Annotated in this window: 19 protein-coding genes and 3 pseudogenes; 19 read left to right on the top strand and 3 right to left on the bottom strand. The window is 33.7% G+C overall.

The genetic code is table 11. The features are described 5' to 3' along the window. The first annotated feature begins 98 nt into the window (after positions 1–98). The 4 genes and pseudogenes from N7U66_RS18915 to N7U66_RS18900 all read left to right on the top strand — a co-directional run bounded on the left by N7U66_RS18915 (position 99) and on the right by N7U66_RS18900 (position 4,966). Positions 99–1,106 (top strand): DUF368 domain-containing protein, encoded by a 1,008-nt coding sequence (locus N7U66_RS18915; RefSeq protein ID WP_267676500.1) that lies wholly within the window; start codon positions 99–101, stop codon positions 1,104–1,106. Next, the gene (locus N7U66_RS18910) at positions 1,107–2,126 is read left to right on the top strand and encodes a DUF368 domain-containing protein (protein ID WP_267676499.1); all 1,020 of its coding nucleotides are present in this window, start codon (positions 1,107–1,109) and stop codon (positions 2,124–2,126) included. It abuts the gene before it with no gap. Beyond that, positions 2,119–2,857 (top strand): annotated as a pseudogene (locus tag N7U66_RS18905) (shikimate dehydrogenase family protein). The gene N7U66_RS18910 and the pseudogene N7U66_RS18905 overlap by 8 nt, the downstream one beginning before the upstream one ends. A gap of 90 nt (positions 2,858–2,947) precedes the next feature. Next, positions 2,948–4,966: a DUF349 domain-containing protein gene (locus N7U66_RS18900; RefSeq protein ID WP_267676498.1), complete on the top strand. Its 2,019-nt coding sequence runs from the start codon at positions 2,948–2,950 to the stop codon at positions 4,964–4,966. A gap of 1,299 nt (positions 4,967–6,265) precedes the next feature. Here N7U66_RS18900 and mazG read toward each other — a convergent pair. Further along, complete coding sequence (mazG, locus tag N7U66_RS18895; protein ID WP_267678560.1) at positions 6,266–7,051, bottom strand: nucleoside triphosphate pyrophosphohydrolase; 786 nt, start codon at positions 7,049–7,051, stop codon at positions 6,266–6,268. 213 nt (positions 7,052–7,264) lie between these two features. Here mazG and N7U66_RS18890 point away from each other — a divergent pair, with 213 nt between their 5' ends. The 6 genes from N7U66_RS18890 to N7U66_RS18865 all read left to right on the top strand — a co-directional run bounded on the left by N7U66_RS18890 (position 7,265) and on the right by N7U66_RS18865 (position 11,505). After that, positions 7,265–8,023, top strand: coding sequence for a hypothetical protein (locus N7U66_RS18890; RefSeq protein WP_267676497.1), 759 nt, complete (start codon positions 7,265–7,267; stop codon positions 8,021–8,023). Between the two features lie 282 nt (positions 8,024–8,305). Continuing rightward, positions 8,306–9,199 carry a hypothetical protein gene (locus tag N7U66_RS18885; RefSeq protein ID WP_267676496.1) on the top strand — a complete coding sequence of 298 codons (894 nt, stop codon included), beginning with the start codon at positions 8,306–8,308 and terminating at the stop codon, positions 9,197–9,199. Continuing rightward, positions 9,196–10,026, top strand: a complete 831-nt coding sequence (locus tag N7U66_RS18880; protein WP_267676495.1) for a hypothetical protein — start codon at positions 9,196–9,198, stop codon at positions 10,024–10,026. Before N7U66_RS18885 ends, N7U66_RS18880 begins: the two co-directional genes overlap by 4 nt. Beyond that, positions 10,023–10,892: a hypothetical protein gene (locus N7U66_RS18875; protein WP_267676494.1), complete on the top strand. Its 870-nt coding sequence runs from the start codon at positions 10,023–10,025 to the stop codon at positions 10,890–10,892. The genes N7U66_RS18880 and N7U66_RS18875 overlap by 4 nt, the downstream gene beginning before the upstream one ends. A gap of 122 nt (positions 10,893–11,014) precedes the next feature. Continuing rightward, positions 11,015–11,203, top strand: a complete 189-nt coding sequence (locus N7U66_RS18870; protein ID WP_267676493.1) for a hypothetical protein — start codon at positions 11,015–11,017, stop codon at positions 11,201–11,203. A 53-nt stretch (positions 11,204–11,256) separates the two neighbouring features. After that, complete coding sequence (locus N7U66_RS18865; protein WP_267676492.1) at positions 11,257–11,505, top strand: hypothetical protein; 249 nt, start codon at positions 11,257–11,259, stop codon at positions 11,503–11,505. Positions 11,506–11,513: 8 nt separating this feature from the next. On the opposite strand, the pseudogene N7U66_RS18860 reads toward N7U66_RS18865, so the two are convergent. After that, positions 11,514–12,074, bottom strand: a pseudogene (locus tag N7U66_RS18860) (integrase core domain-containing protein); the annotation flags it as partial. Next, positions 12,068–12,157, bottom strand: a pseudogene (locus N7U66_RS18855) (nucleoside triphosphate pyrophosphohydrolase); the annotation flags it as partial. The pseudogenes N7U66_RS18855 and N7U66_RS18860, both read right to left, overlap by 7 nt. Positions 12,158–12,369: 212 nt before the next feature. Here N7U66_RS18855 and N7U66_RS18850 point away from each other — a divergent pair. The 9 genes from N7U66_RS18850 to N7U66_RS18810 all read left to right on the top strand — a co-directional run bounded on the left by N7U66_RS18850 (position 12,370) and on the right by N7U66_RS18810 (position 18,089). Beyond that, positions 12,370–12,723, top strand: a complete 354-nt coding sequence (locus tag N7U66_RS18850; protein WP_267676491.1) for a hypothetical protein — start codon at positions 12,370–12,372, stop codon at positions 12,721–12,723. A gap of 139 nt (positions 12,724–12,862) precedes the next feature. Next, a complete protein-coding gene (locus N7U66_RS18845; protein WP_267676490.1) occupies positions 12,863–13,129 on the top strand; it encodes a hypothetical protein in 267 nt (88 codons plus the stop codon). 282 nt (positions 13,130–13,411) lie between these two features. Further along, positions 13,412–13,597 (top strand): hypothetical protein, encoded by a 186-nt coding sequence (locus N7U66_RS18840; protein WP_267676489.1) that lies wholly within the window; start codon positions 13,412–13,414, stop codon positions 13,595–13,597. Positions 13,598–13,604: 7 nt separating this feature from the next. Continuing rightward, positions 13,605–14,336 carry a hypothetical protein gene (locus N7U66_RS18835; RefSeq protein WP_267676488.1) on the top strand — a complete coding sequence of 244 codons (732 nt, stop codon included), beginning with the start codon at positions 13,605–13,607 and terminating at the stop codon, positions 14,334–14,336. A 15-nt stretch (positions 14,337–14,351) separates the two neighbouring features. Then, the gene (locus tag N7U66_RS18830; RefSeq protein ID WP_267676487.1) at positions 14,352–14,591 is read left to right on the top strand and encodes a hypothetical protein; all 240 of its coding nucleotides are present in this window, start codon (positions 14,352–14,354) and stop codon (positions 14,589–14,591) included. Between the two features lie 27 nt (positions 14,592–14,618). Then, on the top strand, positions 14,619–15,398 hold the full coding sequence (locus tag N7U66_RS18825; protein WP_267676486.1) for a PoNe immunity protein domain-containing protein: 780 nt from the start codon (positions 14,619–14,621) through the stop codon (positions 15,396–15,398). Positions 15,399–15,642: 244 nt separating this feature from the next. Beyond that, complete coding sequence (locus N7U66_RS18820; RefSeq protein WP_267676485.1) at positions 15,643–16,113, top strand: hypothetical protein; 471 nt, start codon at positions 15,643–15,645, stop codon at positions 16,111–16,113. A gap of 601 nt (positions 16,114–16,714) precedes the next feature. After that, on the top strand, positions 16,715–17,302 hold the full coding sequence (locus N7U66_RS18815) for an AHH domain-containing protein (protein WP_267676484.1): 588 nt from the start codon (positions 16,715–16,717) through the stop codon (positions 17,300–17,302). Positions 17,303–17,732: 430 nt separating this feature from the next. Then, positions 17,733–18,089: a hypothetical protein gene (locus N7U66_RS18810; protein WP_267676483.1), complete on the top strand. Its 357-nt coding sequence runs from the start codon at positions 17,733–17,735 to the stop codon at positions 18,087–18,089. The last annotated feature ends 137 nt before the right edge of the window (positions 18,090–18,226 follow it).

The following is an 18,226-nucleotide window of genomic DNA, read 5'->3' as shown; positions in this document are numbered from 1 at the left end:
GAATGGAATACTTTCATGATTATGAAACAATCTCGATCAATAAAAGGAATACAATCTTCTTAAAAATACATACCTTTGGTTTAGTAAAAAACTAAAGTATGCTAAGACCATTTAAAGACTACTTACTCATTTCGCTTAAAGGCATCGCCATGGGTGCGGCAGATGCTGTTCCGGGTGTTTCCGGTGGCACAATTGCCTTCATCTCCGGGATTTACGAAGAATTAATCACCACCATTAGTAACGTCAACCTTACTTTATTTAAGACAATAAAAACCGAGGGATTGAAAGCCTTTTGGGTAAAAGCCAATGGCCCTTTTGTACTCGCTTTATTAGTGGGTATTCTTATTAGCTTTGTCTCTTTTATGAGCTTGGCAAAATATTTAATGGAGCAACACCCTGTGTTGATTTGGTCTTTCTTTTTTGGTCTCATCGTTGTTAGTATTTACTTTGTGGGTAAACAAATTACCTCGTGGAAACCTTTAACCATTATTGCTGTTATTATTGGTGCTGCCATCGCTTATTATGTCACCAGTCTACCCAGTCTGACAGCCAATAACAATCCTTGGTTTTTATTTCTAGCAGGCGCTATCGCCATTTGTGCGATGATTTTACCCGGTATTTACGGGTCTTTCATTCTTGTTATTTTAGGCGCATACAAAGCATTGAGCAATGCGATAAATGATTTCGATTTAAAAAAAATCGCCATTTTTGCTTTGGGCGCTATCGTGGGCTTACTTAGTTTCAGTAAGCTGCTAAAATGGCTTTTTAAAAACTATCACAATACGACCTTAGCCTTACTTACGGGTTTTATTTTAGGCTCTTTAAACAAGATGTGGCCATGGAAACAAACACTTACTGTAATGAATGAAGACAATGGAAAAGAAGTCCCCTTCCATGTGGTCTCAGACTTGGGGACGCTCTCTGTTTTTCAAAAAAACGAAAACGATTTTGACAGCTACAAAACCGTTATTGAACAGAGTATTTCTCCGTTTCGATATGCAGAAATTAATAACACAGACCACCAAATATATTTAGCCATTGCGCTTATGATTGCTGGATTTTTAACCATCTTTATTTTAGAAAAAGTAGGCGCTAAAAAAGTATAAATGCAAAGTACACGAACCTTAAGCGATAAATTTTTTCTAGTTTTAAAAGGATTAGGAATGGGTGCTGCCAATAAAGTGCCTGGCGTTTACGGTGGTGTTGTTGCTTTTGTTGCTGGATTTTATGAGGAATTTATTTATTCTCTTAAACGCTGCAATCTTATTGCATTACGGTTATTACTCGCAGGTCGGTTTACCTCTTTTTTCCATTATGTTAACGGACGGTTTCTAAGCTTACTGTTTTTTGGGATGCTCGTTAGCTATTTTAGTGTCTCCCAAATTTTAGATTTTGCTATTAAGCACTACGAACTCTATGTGTGGAGTGTGTTTTTTGGAATGATTGTAGGTTCAATATATTACATCAGTAAAGATTTTGAAGATTGGAAGTTAACCACCTACTTGGCACTATTAATTGGTGCCGCCATTGGTATAGGTATTAGCTTTTTAGACCCTGCGACCGAGAACGATAATTTATGGTTCGTTTTTTTCTGTGGTATTATTAGCGTGTCAGGCATGACCTTACCTGGTTTTTCAGGCTCCTTCATTCTTATCTTATTAGGAAATTATGTCTTGTTACTAGTCGATTCTGTAAATGCCTTATACGATACGTTCTATGAGCTATTGGGTGGGAATTTTAGCTTTACCCAAAATGTCGAGCGTCTTCGAATGCTAAAGGTGTTGGCTGTGTTTACCCTAGGCTCTGTATTTGGTTTAGTCACCTTCTCTCACGCCCTTAGCTATATTCTAAAACACTATAAAAGCGTGACTACGGCTTCTATAATTGGTTTTATTGTAGGATCGCTCGGTGTCGTTTGGCCTTGGAAAGAGACCATCTATAAAAAAGATGCTCAAGGCACCTTTTTATTTGATTACGGTGGAACCTATATTGTTGAAAATTACAAACGCTTTATCCCTGAATTAAATACAGAAACATGTATAGCCATTGCTTTTGTGATTTTTGGAATTGCCATTGTATTAGGTTTAGAATATTACGATAAAAAAACAAGGAAGGTCAATGCGTAGATTTGGATTAATAGGAAAAAATATTTCATACTCGTTTTCTCGAAATTACTTTAAGAATAAATTTGAGTCAGAGCTAATAAAAGAGGCAACGTATGATAATTTTGATATTGACGAAATTGAAGCCTTTAATTCCCAATTAAAACAGTTACCCAACATTGCGGGTTTTAACGTCACCATTCCTTACAAAGAAACCATTATTCCTTATTTAACGAAACTGCATCGAACAGCAAAAGCTATTGGCGCCGTAAACACCATTAAAATCAATAAAAAAGGACAATGGATTGGTTACAACACAGATTATTACGGCTTTAAAAAAGCATTAAAACCACAACTTCAGCCGCATCATAAAACCGCACTAATATTAGGTACTGGTGGGGCGAGCAAGGCGATTGCTTACGCTTTAAAATCTTTAGACATCAGGTTTGAATTTGTCTCACGAAGCGCTGCCAAAGGGCTTCACTTTACGTATGACACGCTTTCAGTAGAAGACATTAGAGCCCATTCCATCATTATTAACTGTACGCCCTTAGGCACTTTTCCGGAAATTGAGCGCTGTCCCTCTATTCCTTACGAAGGCATTAGTAGTAAACACCTACTCTTCGATTTAATTTATAATCCGAGAGCAAACCAAGTTCCTCAAATATGGACACGACAAAGGCGCTATAACAATAAATGGCTATAAGATGTTAGAGTTTCAAGCCGAAAAAGCGTGGCGCATTTGGAATAAATGAGTGCTTGAAAAAAATGGTAGCACCTATTAATGGCTAACTTTTACTATCTTTAAAGTCAAATTTTTTACTAGAACCATAACATTTTATAAAATGTCAGAGCAAGATAACCTGCAAAACGCAGACGGAGAAAAGGACCTAAATCCTACAGAAAACACATCAGTACAAGAAGAAACAACAGAAACGCCTAAGGGGGAACAAAATGCGCAAGCGCCTGTTAATGAATCGAATGAAGATGATGTCATCAACGAAATAGACGAATCTAATGCTGAAGATGCTGAGGATACAAGCAACAGTGAAAGGCACACTATTGAAGAAAAAGATTACCATGCCATGTCGTTAGATGAATTGGTAATTGAGCTGGAAAAGCTAGTAAAAAAAGAGAAAGTACAAGCTATAAAGAAGCAAGTTGATACCATTAAAGAAGAGTTTACTGATAAATTTAACGCCCTTTTAGACGATAAAAAAGAAGACTTTTTAAGTAAAGGGGGCAACGAAATAGACTTTCAATATAATAGTCCGCTACAACGTAGTTTTAAAGATTCTTATAAAGAATACCGCTCTAAACTCACTGCACATTACAAAGGTTTAGAAAAAGGTTTAAAAGACAACTTATCCACGCGTTTGAAAATCATTGAAGACATTAAGGCTTTAACAGACCTTGATGAAACCATGAATACAAAATACAAGCAATTTAAGGAGTTACAAGAACGTTGGAAACACGCAGGATCTATTCCGCGTGACAAATATAACAATGCATGGAACAGCTATCATTTTAATGTAGAGCGGTTTTATGATTTGTTACATTTAGATCGTGACTTACGCGATAAAGACTTCGAATATAATCTAGAGCAAAAAACAAAAATTATTGAACGCGCCGAAGAGTTAGCCAAAGACGATAACACCAACCGCGCATTTAGAGAATTACAGAACCTCCATAAACTTTGGAAAGAGGATTTAGGACCTGTTGCAAAAGAACATCGTGATATTATTTGGGAACGCTTTAAGCAAGCTACAAAAGTAATTAATGACAAACGTCAAGTTTATTTTGCGCATTTAGATGAATTATACGAAAAGAATTTAGAGTTCAAGCAAGCGATTATAGCCGAAATTGAATTGATCACTAACGACATTAAGAATAATTCTCACAAAGCATGGCAAGACAAAATAAAAGAAGTTGAGGCGTTACGTGAAGGTTTTTTTAAAGCTGGAAAAGTGCCCATTAAGGTCAATGAAGCTACTTGGGCCAAGTTTAAGGAAGTGGTTAAAAATTTCAATCATAAAAAGAATGATTTTTACAAGTCATTAAAAAATGAGCAATATGAAAATTTAAAAAAGAAGCAAGCACTTGTAGACATCGCAGAGGCTAATAAAGACAGCGAAGATTTTGACGCGACCACGCCGTTAATGAAAAAAATTCAAGGAGATTGGAAACATATTGGTCATGTCCCACGAAAAGATAGCGACAAAATCCGGAAAAAATTTAAGGCTGCCTGTAATCATTATTTCGATCGTGTTCATAACCAACGCAATGCCGCAAGTGAAGAAGAGGAAAAGGCTTTAATAGAAAAAGAAGCCCTTTTAAAAACAGTGAAAGACACGACTCTTCTCGGTGAACAGAAAGCAGATCTCGCTAAAATTAAAGACTATATTTCCAAATGGAAAGCCATTGGACGCGTTCCTGGCAAGAAACGTAAAATTGAGAACGATTTTAATACGGTTTTAGACGGCTTATTCAAATCTTTAGATATGAATAAGACAGAAGTGGAAATGATTAAATTTGAAAACAAGCTTCAAGATTTATCAAGCGCGACCGACCCAAGAGTACTAGATAATGAACGTGTTTTTATCAGAAAAAAAGTAAGCGAAATCAAAGCCGAAATCAATCAATTGCAAAACAATTTATTATTTTTCAAACATGCCGATGAAAAGAATCCGCTAGTAAAATCGGTACACGATAACATTAAAAAACATCAAGACGAATTAGCGGTTTGGAAAGCGAAACTTAAAAAAATAAAAGTAATTTACAATGCCGAAGCAAAAGCAGAAGCTGAGGCTAAGGCCGAAGCGATAGCGGCAAAGACTTCAGAGGAGGCTTCAGGGACAGAATAATTGTCTCCTTTTAGATATTTATAGTTTATAAAAGTGCTCGCTTATCGGCGAGCATTTTTTTTGTAAAGCCCTGTCACTGGATAACGCACGTAGACTTGAACTCACCGCATAAAGGGATTTAAGATCCTTATATTGGCTACTCTTTATTTTAACGGCATATACGTTTAGAATTAAATAGAGAGAAAAGGCTTATAAAAACAGGAGACTTATATTATGCCTTCATTCCTACGACACTGTTCCTTTGTCATTTTATTTTGTAACTCTCGCGTTCCCTAAAAAACCAAATCCTGTTCGTTTTTGACAACAAACAGGATTTTGGCTCCTAACTAAACTAACCAATTATTTCTATTTCGCTTACTAGAAATAATCTATTTTTATAAAATGACATACTAAAAAGTTTACGCTATTAACCAATTTCCTATGAAGAATGATGTCATTTGTTAGTATATACGCAGCAAACATTCATTTGGATCACGAAGATTAAAAAAAAACAAAAATTTTATTTTACGCACTGTATTTTGTGATTGGAAACCGCCCCTTTTTCCAACGACTGTGTTTTGGCTTCCTCCCAAACTAGAGTGTATTTGAAAATCAGAGATTTTCCAACGACTGCGTTTTGGCTTCCTCCCAAAATAGGGTGTATTTGAAAATTAGAGATTTTCCAACGACTGCGTTTTGGCTTCCTCCCAAAATAGGGTGTAATTGAAAATCAGAGATTTTCCAACGACTGCGTTTTGGCTTCCTCCCAAACTAGGGTGTAATTGAAAATCAGAGATTTTCCAACGACTGCGTTTTGGCTTCCTCCCAAACTAGGGTGTAATTGAAAATCAGAGATTTTCCAATGACTGTGTTTTGGCTTCCTCCCAAACTAGGGTGTATTTGAAAATCAGAGATTTTCCAATGACTGCGTTTTGGCTTCCTCCCAAACTAGGGTGTATTTGAAAATCAGAGATTTTCCAACGACTGCGTTTTGGCTTCCTCCCAAAATAGGGTGTATTTGAAAATCAGAGATTTTCCAACGACTGCGTTTTGGCTTCCTCCTAAACTAGAGTGTATTTGAAAATCAGAGATTTTCCAATGACTGTGTTTTGGCTTCCTCCCAAACTAGGGTGTATTTGAAAATCAGAGATTTTCCAACGACTGCGTTTTGGCTTCCTCCCAAACTAGGGTGCATTTGAAAATCAGAGATTTTCCAACGACTGCGTTTTGGCTTCCTCCCAAAATAGGGTGTATTTGAAAATCAGAGATTTTCCAACGACTGCGTTTTGGCTTCCTCCCAAAATAGGGTGTATTTGAAAATCAGAGATTTTCCAACGACTGCGTTTTGGCTTCCTCCCAAAACACATCCATTTCACCAAGGGTCATGTCTTTTAACTCTTTGTTTAAGCCTTTTGCTTTAGCTTCCAAATACTGGAAACGCTTAGTGAATTTTTTATTGGTACGCTCTAAGGCGTTCTCCGGATTAATATTTAAAAAACGTGCATAATTAACCATAGAAAAGAGTACATCACCAAATTCACTTTCCATTTTATCGCGATCCTTTTTAGCCACTTCCACTTTAAATTCTTCCAGCTCCTCCTCTACTTTCTCCCAAACTTGTTCCGGACGCTCCCAGTCGAAACCTACGCCCGAAACTTTATCTTGTATGCGGCTCGCTTTCACTAATGCTGGTAAGCTTACAGGCACCCCTTCAAGCACACTAGTTTTTCCTTCTTTTAGTTTTAGTTTTTCCCAATTGCGCTTCACCTCTTCTTCATCTTTCACTTTCACATCGCCATAAATATGCGGATGCCTATGAATGAGTTTCTCGCAAATACCATGACACACATCTGCGATATCAAAACTATTCGTCTCACTTCCTATTTTGGCATAAAACACCAAATGCAATAGTAAATCACCCACTTCATTTTTTATTTCTTCTAAATCATTCTCTAAAATGGCATCCCCTAACTCATAGGTTTCTTCAATAGTTAAGTGCCGTAAACTTTCCATGGTTTGCTTTTTATCCCAAGGACATTGCGCACGCAACTCGTCCATGATAGTTAGCAAACGGTCAAAAGCTTTTAATTGGTTTTCTCTCGGAATTCATAGATTATTGGTGTTTTGGTAAAAATACGATTATTGTAATTTATCTATGAGATAAAAACGTGTTCTACATTAATTACGGTTTTTACCGTAATTAAAAACATAAAACTGTAGAATTATATTTGGGTTTTCGATGAACGCCCTTTTTTAAGGATTAATTTTGCTTTACCTCTACATATATTCGCACAGAAATTAATGAACTAATCTTTTTAAATGAAAACACCTTTTAAACTAATTACAAAAATCGCAGTCATCTGTTTTGCGCTATTTCTTTACAATTGTGAAAGTGACAACGCTATAGACCATGAAAAAACAAGCAATAAAAACAAACCTTCTTCATACATTAAATCTAAGGCAACCTATGAAGAGGTATCAAAAAATACCAAATTAATTAACCAGCTTGAGACTATAAATCAAAATGATTCTGATAGTGCCTCTAAAATGGTTTTTTTATCTAATTATGATTTTTATGTTGATACTGATGAATCCAATTATTTAGAAAGTTTAGACGGAACTTATCACTCTTACACGTTCCCAATCTATAAAACAAATAACCGGAAAGATAATGAAGTTCAAAATCTATTCTTATCTTACAATGCACTACATGACAATTACGATACCTTCATTGTAACGTACAATCTAACACCCACAGAACGGGAAAATTTCGCCAATAATCATTCTATTAATCTACAAGGCAAAGTTTCTTTGGAGTATTTAAGTGATTTTGTGCCCGATGTGATTTTTAACTCCTCTTTGGTCTATATTAATTTAGAAACTAATTCTATAACCTGTTGGGAAGAAATTTATGGCACAAGTCAAGGTACAGGTTGGCAAGACATCGTGGGCTGGGAACAGACTCCATGTCCTTGGCACACTAGCAACTCCGGCGGCGGCGAAACCTCTTCATCACCTTCTCGTTCAGGAAGTAATACTACAAGTGAAATTCCTTCGGCTATAGTGGCGAAGTTGTAAACTGGAATCCTGGAGGACCATCCGGTGGAGGTACTTCAAGTACAGATACCACCTCTGAAGCCTCACCGTCTAGCACGCCTCCTGCCACTGCAACCTATATTCTATCTTTAGAGGCTCAAAGAAAAAAAAACCTTTAGACGCATACAATTAACACCTGAGCAGAATACAGTATTTGGTGGGTTTGTTCCGGATGTTCAAGATGCGATTTTCGATTATCTTGAAAGTCAATTAGGTGAAGATGTAGCAAATATTTCATTAGCGGAGTATTCTGAAGAGGCTGTTGTGTTTGTACAAGAGCTAATAGCTATTGGTTCTGAAAACGCTATTATTGAGATTTTACAATTTTTAAATGAGAACCCAACACCGGAGGCTAAGGAATTCATAAATTGGGCAATAGAAATTAAAATGTTACCTACAGATCCTTGTGGTGTTAACCATAATTGTATACAATCAATACAAACAATGGCTAATGGTCTGAGAAGTTTTCATGGTGAGCAAGGAGTTTTAATGGCTGATTATTTTGAAAGTGTTATTAATGATAGTAATTCTTTTGAAACAATGGGAGATTTACAGGATTTTTATGACAATGCATCATTAATTACAGAAGAGTACAATAATTATATGTTTAATAGCATCTTATTTGCTTTTGGAGATGGTGTGAGACCGATTGTTGAAATGGCTCTATTTGAAGTAGGTGGAGCATTTGCATTAAAATTGTTACAAAAAATTCCTGCAAATTATATAACCACTCCTATTGCAAATATTATTAATAAATTATTAGTTATTGGTTCTGATGCTTATGCAAGTCTAAAGCATGCAAAAAAATTTGGAATTAAAAGCTATTTACAATTAGAAATCGAGTTTGCTACATTAGGAACGACTAGATTAGCGGAAGGTGTTCAATTCCACCACCTCATAGAACAACGATTTGCAAGTATCCCGGCTGTAGCAAATTGGATAGGCTCAAATACAAATAATTGGAAATCTATAGTATTAACCGTTGAGGAGCACCAAGTCTTTACTAACGCTTGGAAAAATGCTATTTCAAGAAATAATCAACTAAACCCTGGATGGACAGGTGCCCATACCAGCACAGCTACACTGCAACAAATTAAACAAGCTGCAACACAAATTTATGCAGAATATCCGGAAATTTTACAAATATTAGGATTATGATAAAGCGTTATTCCTTTTTTGCAAAATGGAGAAAAAAAGATGTAATTTTTTTAAATAATTTAAATATAAATAAAACTATTACGGAAGGTTATGATGGTTTTTGGATTGAAAATAAGGATACGTATATTAAAATAATAGACCATTTTTCAAAAAAGAACTCTTTATTCGAAAAAACAGAACCTCCGAAATTTTCAACAAGTCTTATAGGAGTCTCTTTTTCGAAAAAAGAATTAGATGAAGCCAAATATTATAATTTAGTAGGTACAGGCACTCCTAAAGGCTACCCGCAACCTAAAGAGGGTTATAAAAAAATCGTGTTTACCAGCGAATGTGGAAACTACAGAGTAAATAGAAAGCAAATTGCTCCTTTTAGAATCAACAAACCTAAATGGAATATAAATCAAGTTAATTTTTCAATGGAATGGGAATGGGACTGTATGTTTTTTAAAAAGGAATTTTATCCGGAAGTTTTAGCACCTCTTGGAATAATGTCTAGAGAGGTATTACTGCATAGTACTGGTAAGCCTATAGAAGACACTATCCAGCTTGATATCCCGATAGCAGAAAGTAAATTATTAATAGAAAATTCTGAGTATGATGTCTATACTCCTGAACAAAGTTGTGGTAAAAAACAATATTCACAACAAAATTTAGATTTTTTTCCGCCATTTGAGAAAGAGTTTGATTTTCATATCTGTTATACACAAGAAGAATTTTACGGTGGATTTAAAAGAATTATTATTTCTAAAGAGTTATGCCAAATTCTAGTCAAACATCAGGTAATAAAATATCATTCAGCTCACTTAATACCAATGAAAAGTATATGAAAAAGTCAATAGCAACAATTTTTGTATTGCTTTTCACATTATTTATTCATTCTCAATCCAAAAGAATTGAAAGTAAATTAATGGATTGCTACTATCAATCATTTTCTGACGATGGTGTTGAATTAAAACATCTTATTTCCAACTATGAAAACCTTTTAATTAATGAAGGGTTTTTAGAAGACAATAGCGGAAATAGTTATCTAAGATTTTTACAAAATTTTGCAAATCAAAAGTATTCTGTTAATCCGTCTAAGCTTTTTTCCGTTGAAGAGCAGAAAATAATAAAAATAGACGAGAATGAATTTCCGGAATGTAGAAAAATCATATTAGCTGATTCCACAACTCTTTATAATTTTAAATCAAAAGGTATAAGTGATGCGGTAATTAATAATGCTAAACCTTATAATACGGTTAAAGACATGCTAAAAGTATGGTCTGTAGATGATTTTGAAATCGATTATTACAAGCGACAAGCTTTTTTAGTTTTCTTACTAATAGATACAGAATCAGGACTTAAGAAAATAAACATAGAGGATTTAGATATTGAAAATGCATTAAAAATGTATTTAGATTCAAAAAATACTTTTTATTTAGGTGAAGTAGAGAAAACAAAAGAAGAATTAAAAAAAATAGTTAGAAATCATATACAAAATAACAAATATAAGTATGCAATATCCTTTAAAGCGGATAGAAAAAGTTTATATCTAGAATATATTATTTACCAAAATATAATTTTACAAGAAATTCATTCTTTAAGGCAGGAATATGCACTAGAGAAATACAATACTGAATACGAAAATCTTTTAGAAAAACAGAGAGAGGAAGTGAATAAGACCTATCCCGAAAATTTTTTGACTTTAGATTGAATAATTCAAGAAAAAATAAAATATTTCTTAGAGAACGACTGGTATAAGGCATTGGAATAACAAATGGTCAAGCAGCTAATCTCACCGCTATAGCTGTAACAGCAGCAGTAAAAGCAACTGACTTGTATTTTGCATCTAACCCAACTATCTCTACATTTGCTCTTGGTCAGTATTTTAAAAATAGAATAAATTTAGCATTAGCAGCAGTTGAAGGTAGTGTTAATAATAGTTCGCCGCCATTTGCAATCCCTAGCCCAGCCCCATATATTCAAAGTGTTCCTGGAATTAGTAATCCCTACGATTGTAATTAATTATGAATATTATTAAAATACTTTTATGCCTAATTTTATTAAACTTTAATCCCATGCCATCTGAAAAATTTGAATCTATGATAGGAAAGGATATTTCTGTTGTAAAAAAAGCACTAGGGAATAATTTTTCTAATGAACTATTCGGGAAGGATTATTATTACACACGTAATTTTGCCAGTAAAAATTATTTTGGGATGACATATAATGCTGTAGGCTTCCCTATTTTAGAACTGTTTGTTAATCCAAATATATGGTTTTTCCGTTTTAAAATAGATTGGCTTTCCTTTCATATTATTGCTTAAAAGCCAATTTATTTTAAAATGAGCCTAGCGGCAGCGACATGCTGCTTTTGAGCATATTTTACAGGTGGAATTTTACCCAAAGAATCGTGTGGCCTATGATTGTTATAATCATCCATCCATATCTGTGTTTGTTCTCTTACTTGATCTATATTCTCAAAAATATACTTATTGAGTACACCTCTTCGATAGGAACCGTTGAATCGCTCCACAAATGCATTTTGAGTTGGTTTTCCAGGCTGTATGTATTTAAATTCAATATCGTGCATCCTACTCCAGTCATTGGTTATATGTGCGATAAATTCAGGACCATTATCCATTCTGATCTTTGTAGGTTTTCCTTTTTTATTGATAAGATGATTAAGTACCCATACAATACGATTACTGGTTAAGGAAAAGTCGATCTCTATATGCAGCGCTTCTCTGTTATAATCATCGATAATATTAAATGCCCTAAAACGTCTTTTATTTTCTAAAACGTCTGTTACGAAGTCCATACTCCACGTATGGTTGATTTGTTGAGGAACTTCAAGTGGTTCTTTTATTCTTGCTGGTAATCGTTTCTTTGCTTTTTATCCCAAGGACATTGCGCGCGCAACTCGTCCATAATAGTTAATAAGCGATCGAAAGCTTTTAGTTGGTTTTCTCTCGGAATGCATAGATTATTGGTGTTTTGGTAAAAATACGATTATTGTAATTTATCTATGAGATAAAAACGTGTTCTACATTAATTACGGTTTTTACCGTAATTAAAAACATAAAACTGTTGAATTATATTTGGGTTTTCGATGAACGCCCTTTTTTACGGTTTAATTTTGTTTTACCCTACATATATTCGCACAGAAATTAATGAACTAATATTTTTAAATGAAAACCCCTTTTAAACTAATTACAAAAATCGCAGTCATCTGTTTTGCGCTATTTCTTTACAATTGTGAAAGTGACAACGCTATAGACCATGAAAAAACAAGCAATAAAAACAAACCTTCTTCATACATTAAATCTAAGGTAACCTATGAAGAGGTATCAAAAAACACCAAATTAATTAATCAGCTTGAGACTATAAATCAAAATGATTCTGACAGTGCCTCTAAGATGGTTTTTTTATCTAATTATGCTTTTTATGTGGACACTGATGAATCCAATTATTTAGAAAGTTTAGACGGGACTTATCACTCTTACACGTTCCCAATCTATAAAACAAATAACCGAGAAAGATAATGAAGTTCAAAATCTATTCTTATCTTATAATGCACTACATGACAATTACGATACCTTCATTGTAACGTACAATCTAACACCCACAGAACGGGAAAATTTCGCCAATAATCATTCTATTAATCTACAAGGCAAAGTTTCTTTGGAGTATTTAAGTGATTTTGTGCCCGATGTGATTTTTAACTCCTCTTTGGTCTATATTAATTTAGAAACTAATTCTATAACCTGTTGGGAAGAAATTTATGGCACAAGTCAAGGTACAGGTTGGCAAGACATCGTGGGCTGGGAACAGACTCCATGTCCTTGGCACACTAGCAACTCCGGCGGCGGCGAAACCTCTTCATCACCTTCTCGTTCAGGAAGTGATACTACAAGTGAAATTCCTTCGGCTATAGTGGCGAAGTTGTAAACTGGAATCCTGGAGGACCATCTCGGTGGAGGTACTTCAAGTACAGATACCACCTCTGAAGCCTCTCCGTCTAGCACGCCTCCTGCCACTGCAACCTATATTCTATCTTTAGAAGCTCAAAGAAAAAAAACCTTTAGACGCATACAGTTAACAACTGAGCAGAATACACTATTTGGTGGGTTTGTTCCGGATGTTCAAGATGCGATTTTCGATTATCTTGAAAGTCAATTAGGTGAAGATGTAGCAAATATTTCATTAGCGGAGTATTCTGAAGAGGCTGTTGTGTTTGTACAAGAGCTAATAGCTATTGGTTCTGAAAACGCTATTATTGAGATTTTACAATTTTTAAATGAGAACCCAACACCGGAGGGTATGGCAGAAGCTAAATTAATGGTGTTAGAAAAATTTGTAAATAATCCAATGGATCCTAAATGGGATACAACGCAGTCTCGGAATTTATCAAAATAATCCTGCATTGGCTTATGATGCAACTTATGTCGTTTACGGCGCAAGTGGTTACGGTGTAATGTATAGATTACTAAATCATAAACAATCATTCTTTGCTTCACAAAATACTTTAATAATTAATGGAAATATCCCTGCGAGTATTCCAACTACAGAAATACCAATGGGTGCGGGTCTTTATTATTATTTACATGATCAGGATTCTAATAGATGGTTTGAATATGGACTACCAGTTGAGGTAGCCGTAAATACCAGCTGTCTTTCATGTAGCTTAGAAAACATGTGGCAGGCATTTGTAAGTGAATCACTGTTTATAGCTGGAAGATATTTTTTACCTGTAGAAGATGTTGTGATTTTGATTACAGGAGAGGATTTTGATGGAGTGCAATCTAGTCGAGCCGTAGCAGCAGGATTTATATTAGTTGATTTAATACCCGGTGCAACAGCAATTAAAGCAATAAAATTAGTAAAATATGGTGATGAAGCATTAGAATTGGCCACCGTTGCGATTAGATACATTGACAATATATATAGAGAACAGACAATAATCATTGAGAATGTCCTAAATGGTATAGAACTCTTAACTAATAATACAAGGAGAGGAAATTTTGGGGAAATTGTAGTAGATGTTGATATTTATGAAAAAGGCTATGAATCCTTAAATAGAACACCTGGAATAACAAACTTAAATGATACCGCTATACATAGTAATGGTATAGATAATATAATTAGAAACCCGTAAACTGGAGAATATATATTGATCGAAACTAAATATAATACTGCTACTTTAAGTCAAGGCACTCAAAATGGAAATCAAATGAGCGCCGAATGGATTATTAATCATCTAGAAAATCTTCCGTCTCAGTTTGGAGATTTAGGTTTAGATATTATAGATGATGGATATACAAGTGTTTTAGCTCAGGTAGCAACTGATGGTACAATTACGTATTCAGTTTTAAACGATTTAGGTCAGATTATTGGATCTTGGGTACCATAATTTGTTATAATACTTAAAATGGATAGCATGCGAGACACTTTAAAAAATAAAGAATATTTTGACGAATTTATAGATATTCTTTATCAAAGAATAGAAAAAAGAATATCTAAAATTAATAATTCTGAAATTAAATTAGAAAGAATTGATATTGTCAAAGGTAGTATGAGTTACGGGTTTTTATCTATTCTTAGAGCTAAGTATTCAAGAGGAGACGAAATGTTTAGCGAGGATGTCAGAAGAGATTGTGAAAACGCTATAACCTTGATGTATGAAGCTTCAAATAGTAAAAGTCAAAATATTTTACATTATATTGAAGAGAAAGAAGTTAAATATCTCAAACAGTATACTCTTCAATTTCATATTGATATGATTGATATGTTATCTTTTGGAGTTCTTTTAAACATATCAATTGATTGTTTTCAACTGATAATGAATAAAATTGATAAAGATGGCATTAAAGACTTCTTATATGAATTTTTAATTCAAAGCAGAATAACAAATAGAAAAAAAATTGAAAAGGAAAATTTTCAAGAGTTCTCTTGGTATAGAGATAGATTTAAAAAGTTGAAAGACATCATTAACATAGATGACAAAAATACTGCTCAAACTATGTTAAAATCTTTTTTAGAAACAAGTTGGTATGACTCTTTAAAAGATTCTAATCTATATAATCAACATATGAGAGTAGGTGGTAACTACTTAGGTTATTATTGTTACATAGCAGCAGCAATAGTTAAAATCAAAAATCTCGACGATAGTAGCTTTAGAGATAATCGATATTACCCAAAAGATTTAATAAAATTTTGATATGAGATTAAGCTATTCCTTATTTTATATTTTATCTCTATCCATTTTCTGTTGTTCTTCGGTAAAAGTTTCAAACAAAAAAAATTTAGCTTCGGTAAAATAATTTATACCGAGATATGAAGTAATAACGGAGGACGCAGCGAAAAAAACAAACGAAGATTTTAAAGGGGCTTTATTATGGCTTTCAAAAGATAAAGACTCGTTAGATAGAGAACAGTTTATTAATAGTGAAAACCATGATGTTATGATGCTTACAGTTAAGCAAGATACTTTTAAACTTAAATTGATTATAGAGCCAAATTATTATACGCAACCACGAAAAAATTATAATAATGAAGATTCGGGGAATATAATATATACAGATAGAGATAGTTTATATCAATGCCTTAAAAAAAAGAATGAGATCTCTAAGCCATGCAAATCTAAGAGTGATTTACAATACTTTGATGAAGCAAATTATAAAATAGAAGAATTCCCAAAAGACAAAAAAAATATTTTAGGCTATAAATGTTTTAAAATAATTGCCAAAAGAAATGATGAATATCTAAAACATACTTACGAAATGTATGTTACAGATAAAATAAAATTAGACTTCAATTATTTAATAAATTTTAAAAGTTTAAATTCAAAATATTTAATATTAGAGTTAAAAAGAACGACACCAATGGAAGGCAATTATTATGGTTACATTACTAATTCTATAAAACTAGACTAGAAAAAAAGGGTACATGACTTTACAAATATCCTTTTTTAAAATATGCACGACATGAAGCAGTGGATAACTGGAATTACCAAAAGTGAAATTCCTTCGGCTATAGTGGCGAAGTTGTAAACTGGAATCCTGGAGGACCATCTCGGTGGAGGTACTTCAAATACAGATACCACCTCTGAAGCCTCACCGTCTAGCACGCCTCCTGCCACTGCAACCTATATTCTATCTTTAGAAGCTCAAAGAAAAAAAACCTTTAGACGCATACAATTAACAACTGAGCAGAATACACTATTTGGTGGGTTTGTTCCGGATGTTCAAGATGCGATTTTCGATTATCTTGAAAATCAATTAGGTGAAGATGTAGCAAATATTTCATTAGCGGAGTATTCTGAAGAGGCTGTTGCGTTTGTACAAGAAGCAATCGAAATACTAAGTCAAGAAACGATAGTTGATCAAAATGCATTAAATTTTATCCTAGAAGCCAAGAGTCAAGATAAATTATATAATGCGTTTGATTCTAATTTTATGCTGTCTGTAAATCAGTACATGGATATCGATACATCAGACCGAGACAAGTACCGATCCTTTATATATACATTTTGTAATGAAATGTATAGCATTAAGAGCTGCAAATCCTGACTGGTCTGATATTAAAATCTATTGGGAAGCATCAAAGGATTTTGTGCATATAACACTTGATGTATTAGGTTTAGTTCCAGTGTTTGGTGAACCAGCAGATATTATCAATGGTGTTATATATACTTTTGAGGGTGATGCCTTAAATGCTTCCTTAAGCTATGCAGGTGCAATACCCTTTGTAGGTTGGTTAAGCACTGGAGCAAAAATTTCCATCAAAGTCATTAATCAAACAACAGGAGGTCTTATCGCGCTTGTTTGGAAAGTTAGTGATAGTGGGTTGGTTACTTTTGGTAACAGAAACATACTTAAACACGTTATTGGCTCTGCTGGCACAGGTTTACATGCTCATCATATTGTCCCGTGGGCTAAATTCGACCACGAAATAGTACAAAAAGCAGCCAATTCAACGAATGCCTTTAATATGAATAGTGCTCTAAACGGAATTCCAATACCACCAAGTCAACATTTAACAGGGCACAATATATATAGTTCAAAAATAGATGAAATACTTGAATCATTAGATGATACATTTCCGAGATATGACTCCAAATGAGGCCTTCATGCATTTAGAAAGCCTTACAATTCAAATAAAAAATTTATTTGCAAACAACTTAACGTTTAACTCCTGGACAATTAGCAGATTTAATCGTTTATCCATAAAAATTTATGAAATATTATTGGCTAACAAATACTATTGATACTGAAGTTATAGGAAGATATCCGCAATGTGACTCACCAAAAAGCATCGGTAATTTAAGAGAGTTAGATTATTCAAAACCTATTGAAAATTTAGCCCCCCTGAACTTATAATTAATTCAAAAGCTATCCCCACATCCTACTTAAAAGGAAGTTTCATTAATTCCGGAAGATTATTAATTATAAAAGATGATTTTCTTGAATTTATAAAAGATTTTTGTGATGAAAGATATCAATGCTGGAACATTAAAGTAAACCATAAAAGCAATATCTTAAATGATTATTATTTGTTTTATATAACAAATCCAAGTAGTGAGAATTATATTGAGTTTTCTAGAAGTGAATTTTCAATAAAAAAAATTCAAGATCAACAAAATAAAGGAGAAAAAATAGGTATTCCGGATTACTCAAGTTTTGTAAATACAATTGATGTTTTACCGGAATTCACAACGATTGCGTGCAATAAGCTTGTTGTTAATTTTAAGGAAACAAAAACAGATTTTTTTAAAATTTCTAGGGTTCCATATATTAGTGGCTATTTTGTATCTGAAAGATTAAAAAATGCTATTGAAGAAAAAGGATTTACAGGTATGGCATTTAAAGAAATTGGTGAAATTGATAAAAGAATTGAAGTAATCTATTAAATGAATGATCTAGAAAGAAACCGAGACAAAAAAAACCTTTAGACGCATACAGTTAACACCTGAGCAGAATACAATGTTTGGGAATCTTGGAGCTGAAGCTCAAGACACTATTTAAGAATTTCTTGAAAGTCAATTAG

The sequence above is a fragment of the Lacinutrix neustonica genome, from assembly GCF_026625145.1.
Lineage (GTDB): Bacteria > Bacteroidota > Bacteroidia > Flavobacteriales > Flavobacteriaceae > Lacinutrix > Lacinutrix neustonica.
This window is presented reverse-complemented; position numbering and strand designations above follow the sequence as displayed.

What these genes read in the sequence shown, in the direction of transcription:
- N7U66_RS18850 (WP_267676491.1), top strand. Translation starts at nt 12,370, where the DNA reads ATGAAAACCCCTTTTAAACTAATTACAAAAATCGCAGTCATCTGTTTT.
- N7U66_RS18825 (WP_267676486.1), top strand. Translation starts at nt 14,619, where the DNA reads ATGCGAGACACTTTAAAAAATAAAGAATATTTTGACGAATTTATAGAT.
- N7U66_RS18915 (WP_267676500.1), top strand. Translation starts at nt 99, where the DNA reads ATGCTAAGACCATTTAAAGACTACTTACTCATTTCGCTTAAAGGCATC.
- N7U66_RS18820 (WP_267676485.1), top strand. Translation starts at nt 15,643, where the DNA reads ATGATGCTTACAGTTAAGCAAGATACTTTTAAACTTAAATTGATTATA.
- N7U66_RS18880 (WP_267676495.1), top strand. Translation starts at nt 9,196, where the DNA reads ATGATAAAGCGTTATTCCTTTTTTGCAAAATGGAGAAAAAAAGATGTA.
- N7U66_RS18900 (WP_267676498.1), top strand. Translation starts at nt 2,948, where the DNA reads ATGTCAGAGCAAGATAACCTGCAAAACGCAGACGGAGAAAAGGACCTA.
- N7U66_RS18865 (WP_267676492.1), top strand. Translation starts at nt 11,257, where the DNA reads ATGCCATCTGAAAAATTTGAATCTATGATAGGAAAGGATATTTCTGTT.
- N7U66_RS18890 (WP_267676497.1), top strand. Translation starts at nt 7,265, where the DNA reads ATGAAAACACCTTTTAAACTAATTACAAAAATCGCAGTCATCTGTTTT.
- N7U66_RS18815 (WP_267676484.1), top strand. Translation starts at nt 16,715, where the DNA reads ATGAAATGTATAGCATTAAGAGCTGCAAATCCTGACTGGTCTGATATT.
- N7U66_RS18875 (WP_267676494.1), top strand. Translation starts at nt 10,023, where the DNA reads ATGAAAAAGTCAATAGCAACAATTTTTGTATTGCTTTTCACATTATTT.
- N7U66_RS18910 (WP_267676499.1), top strand. Translation starts at nt 1,107, where the DNA reads ATGCAAAGTACACGAACCTTAAGCGATAAATTTTTTCTAGTTTTAAAA.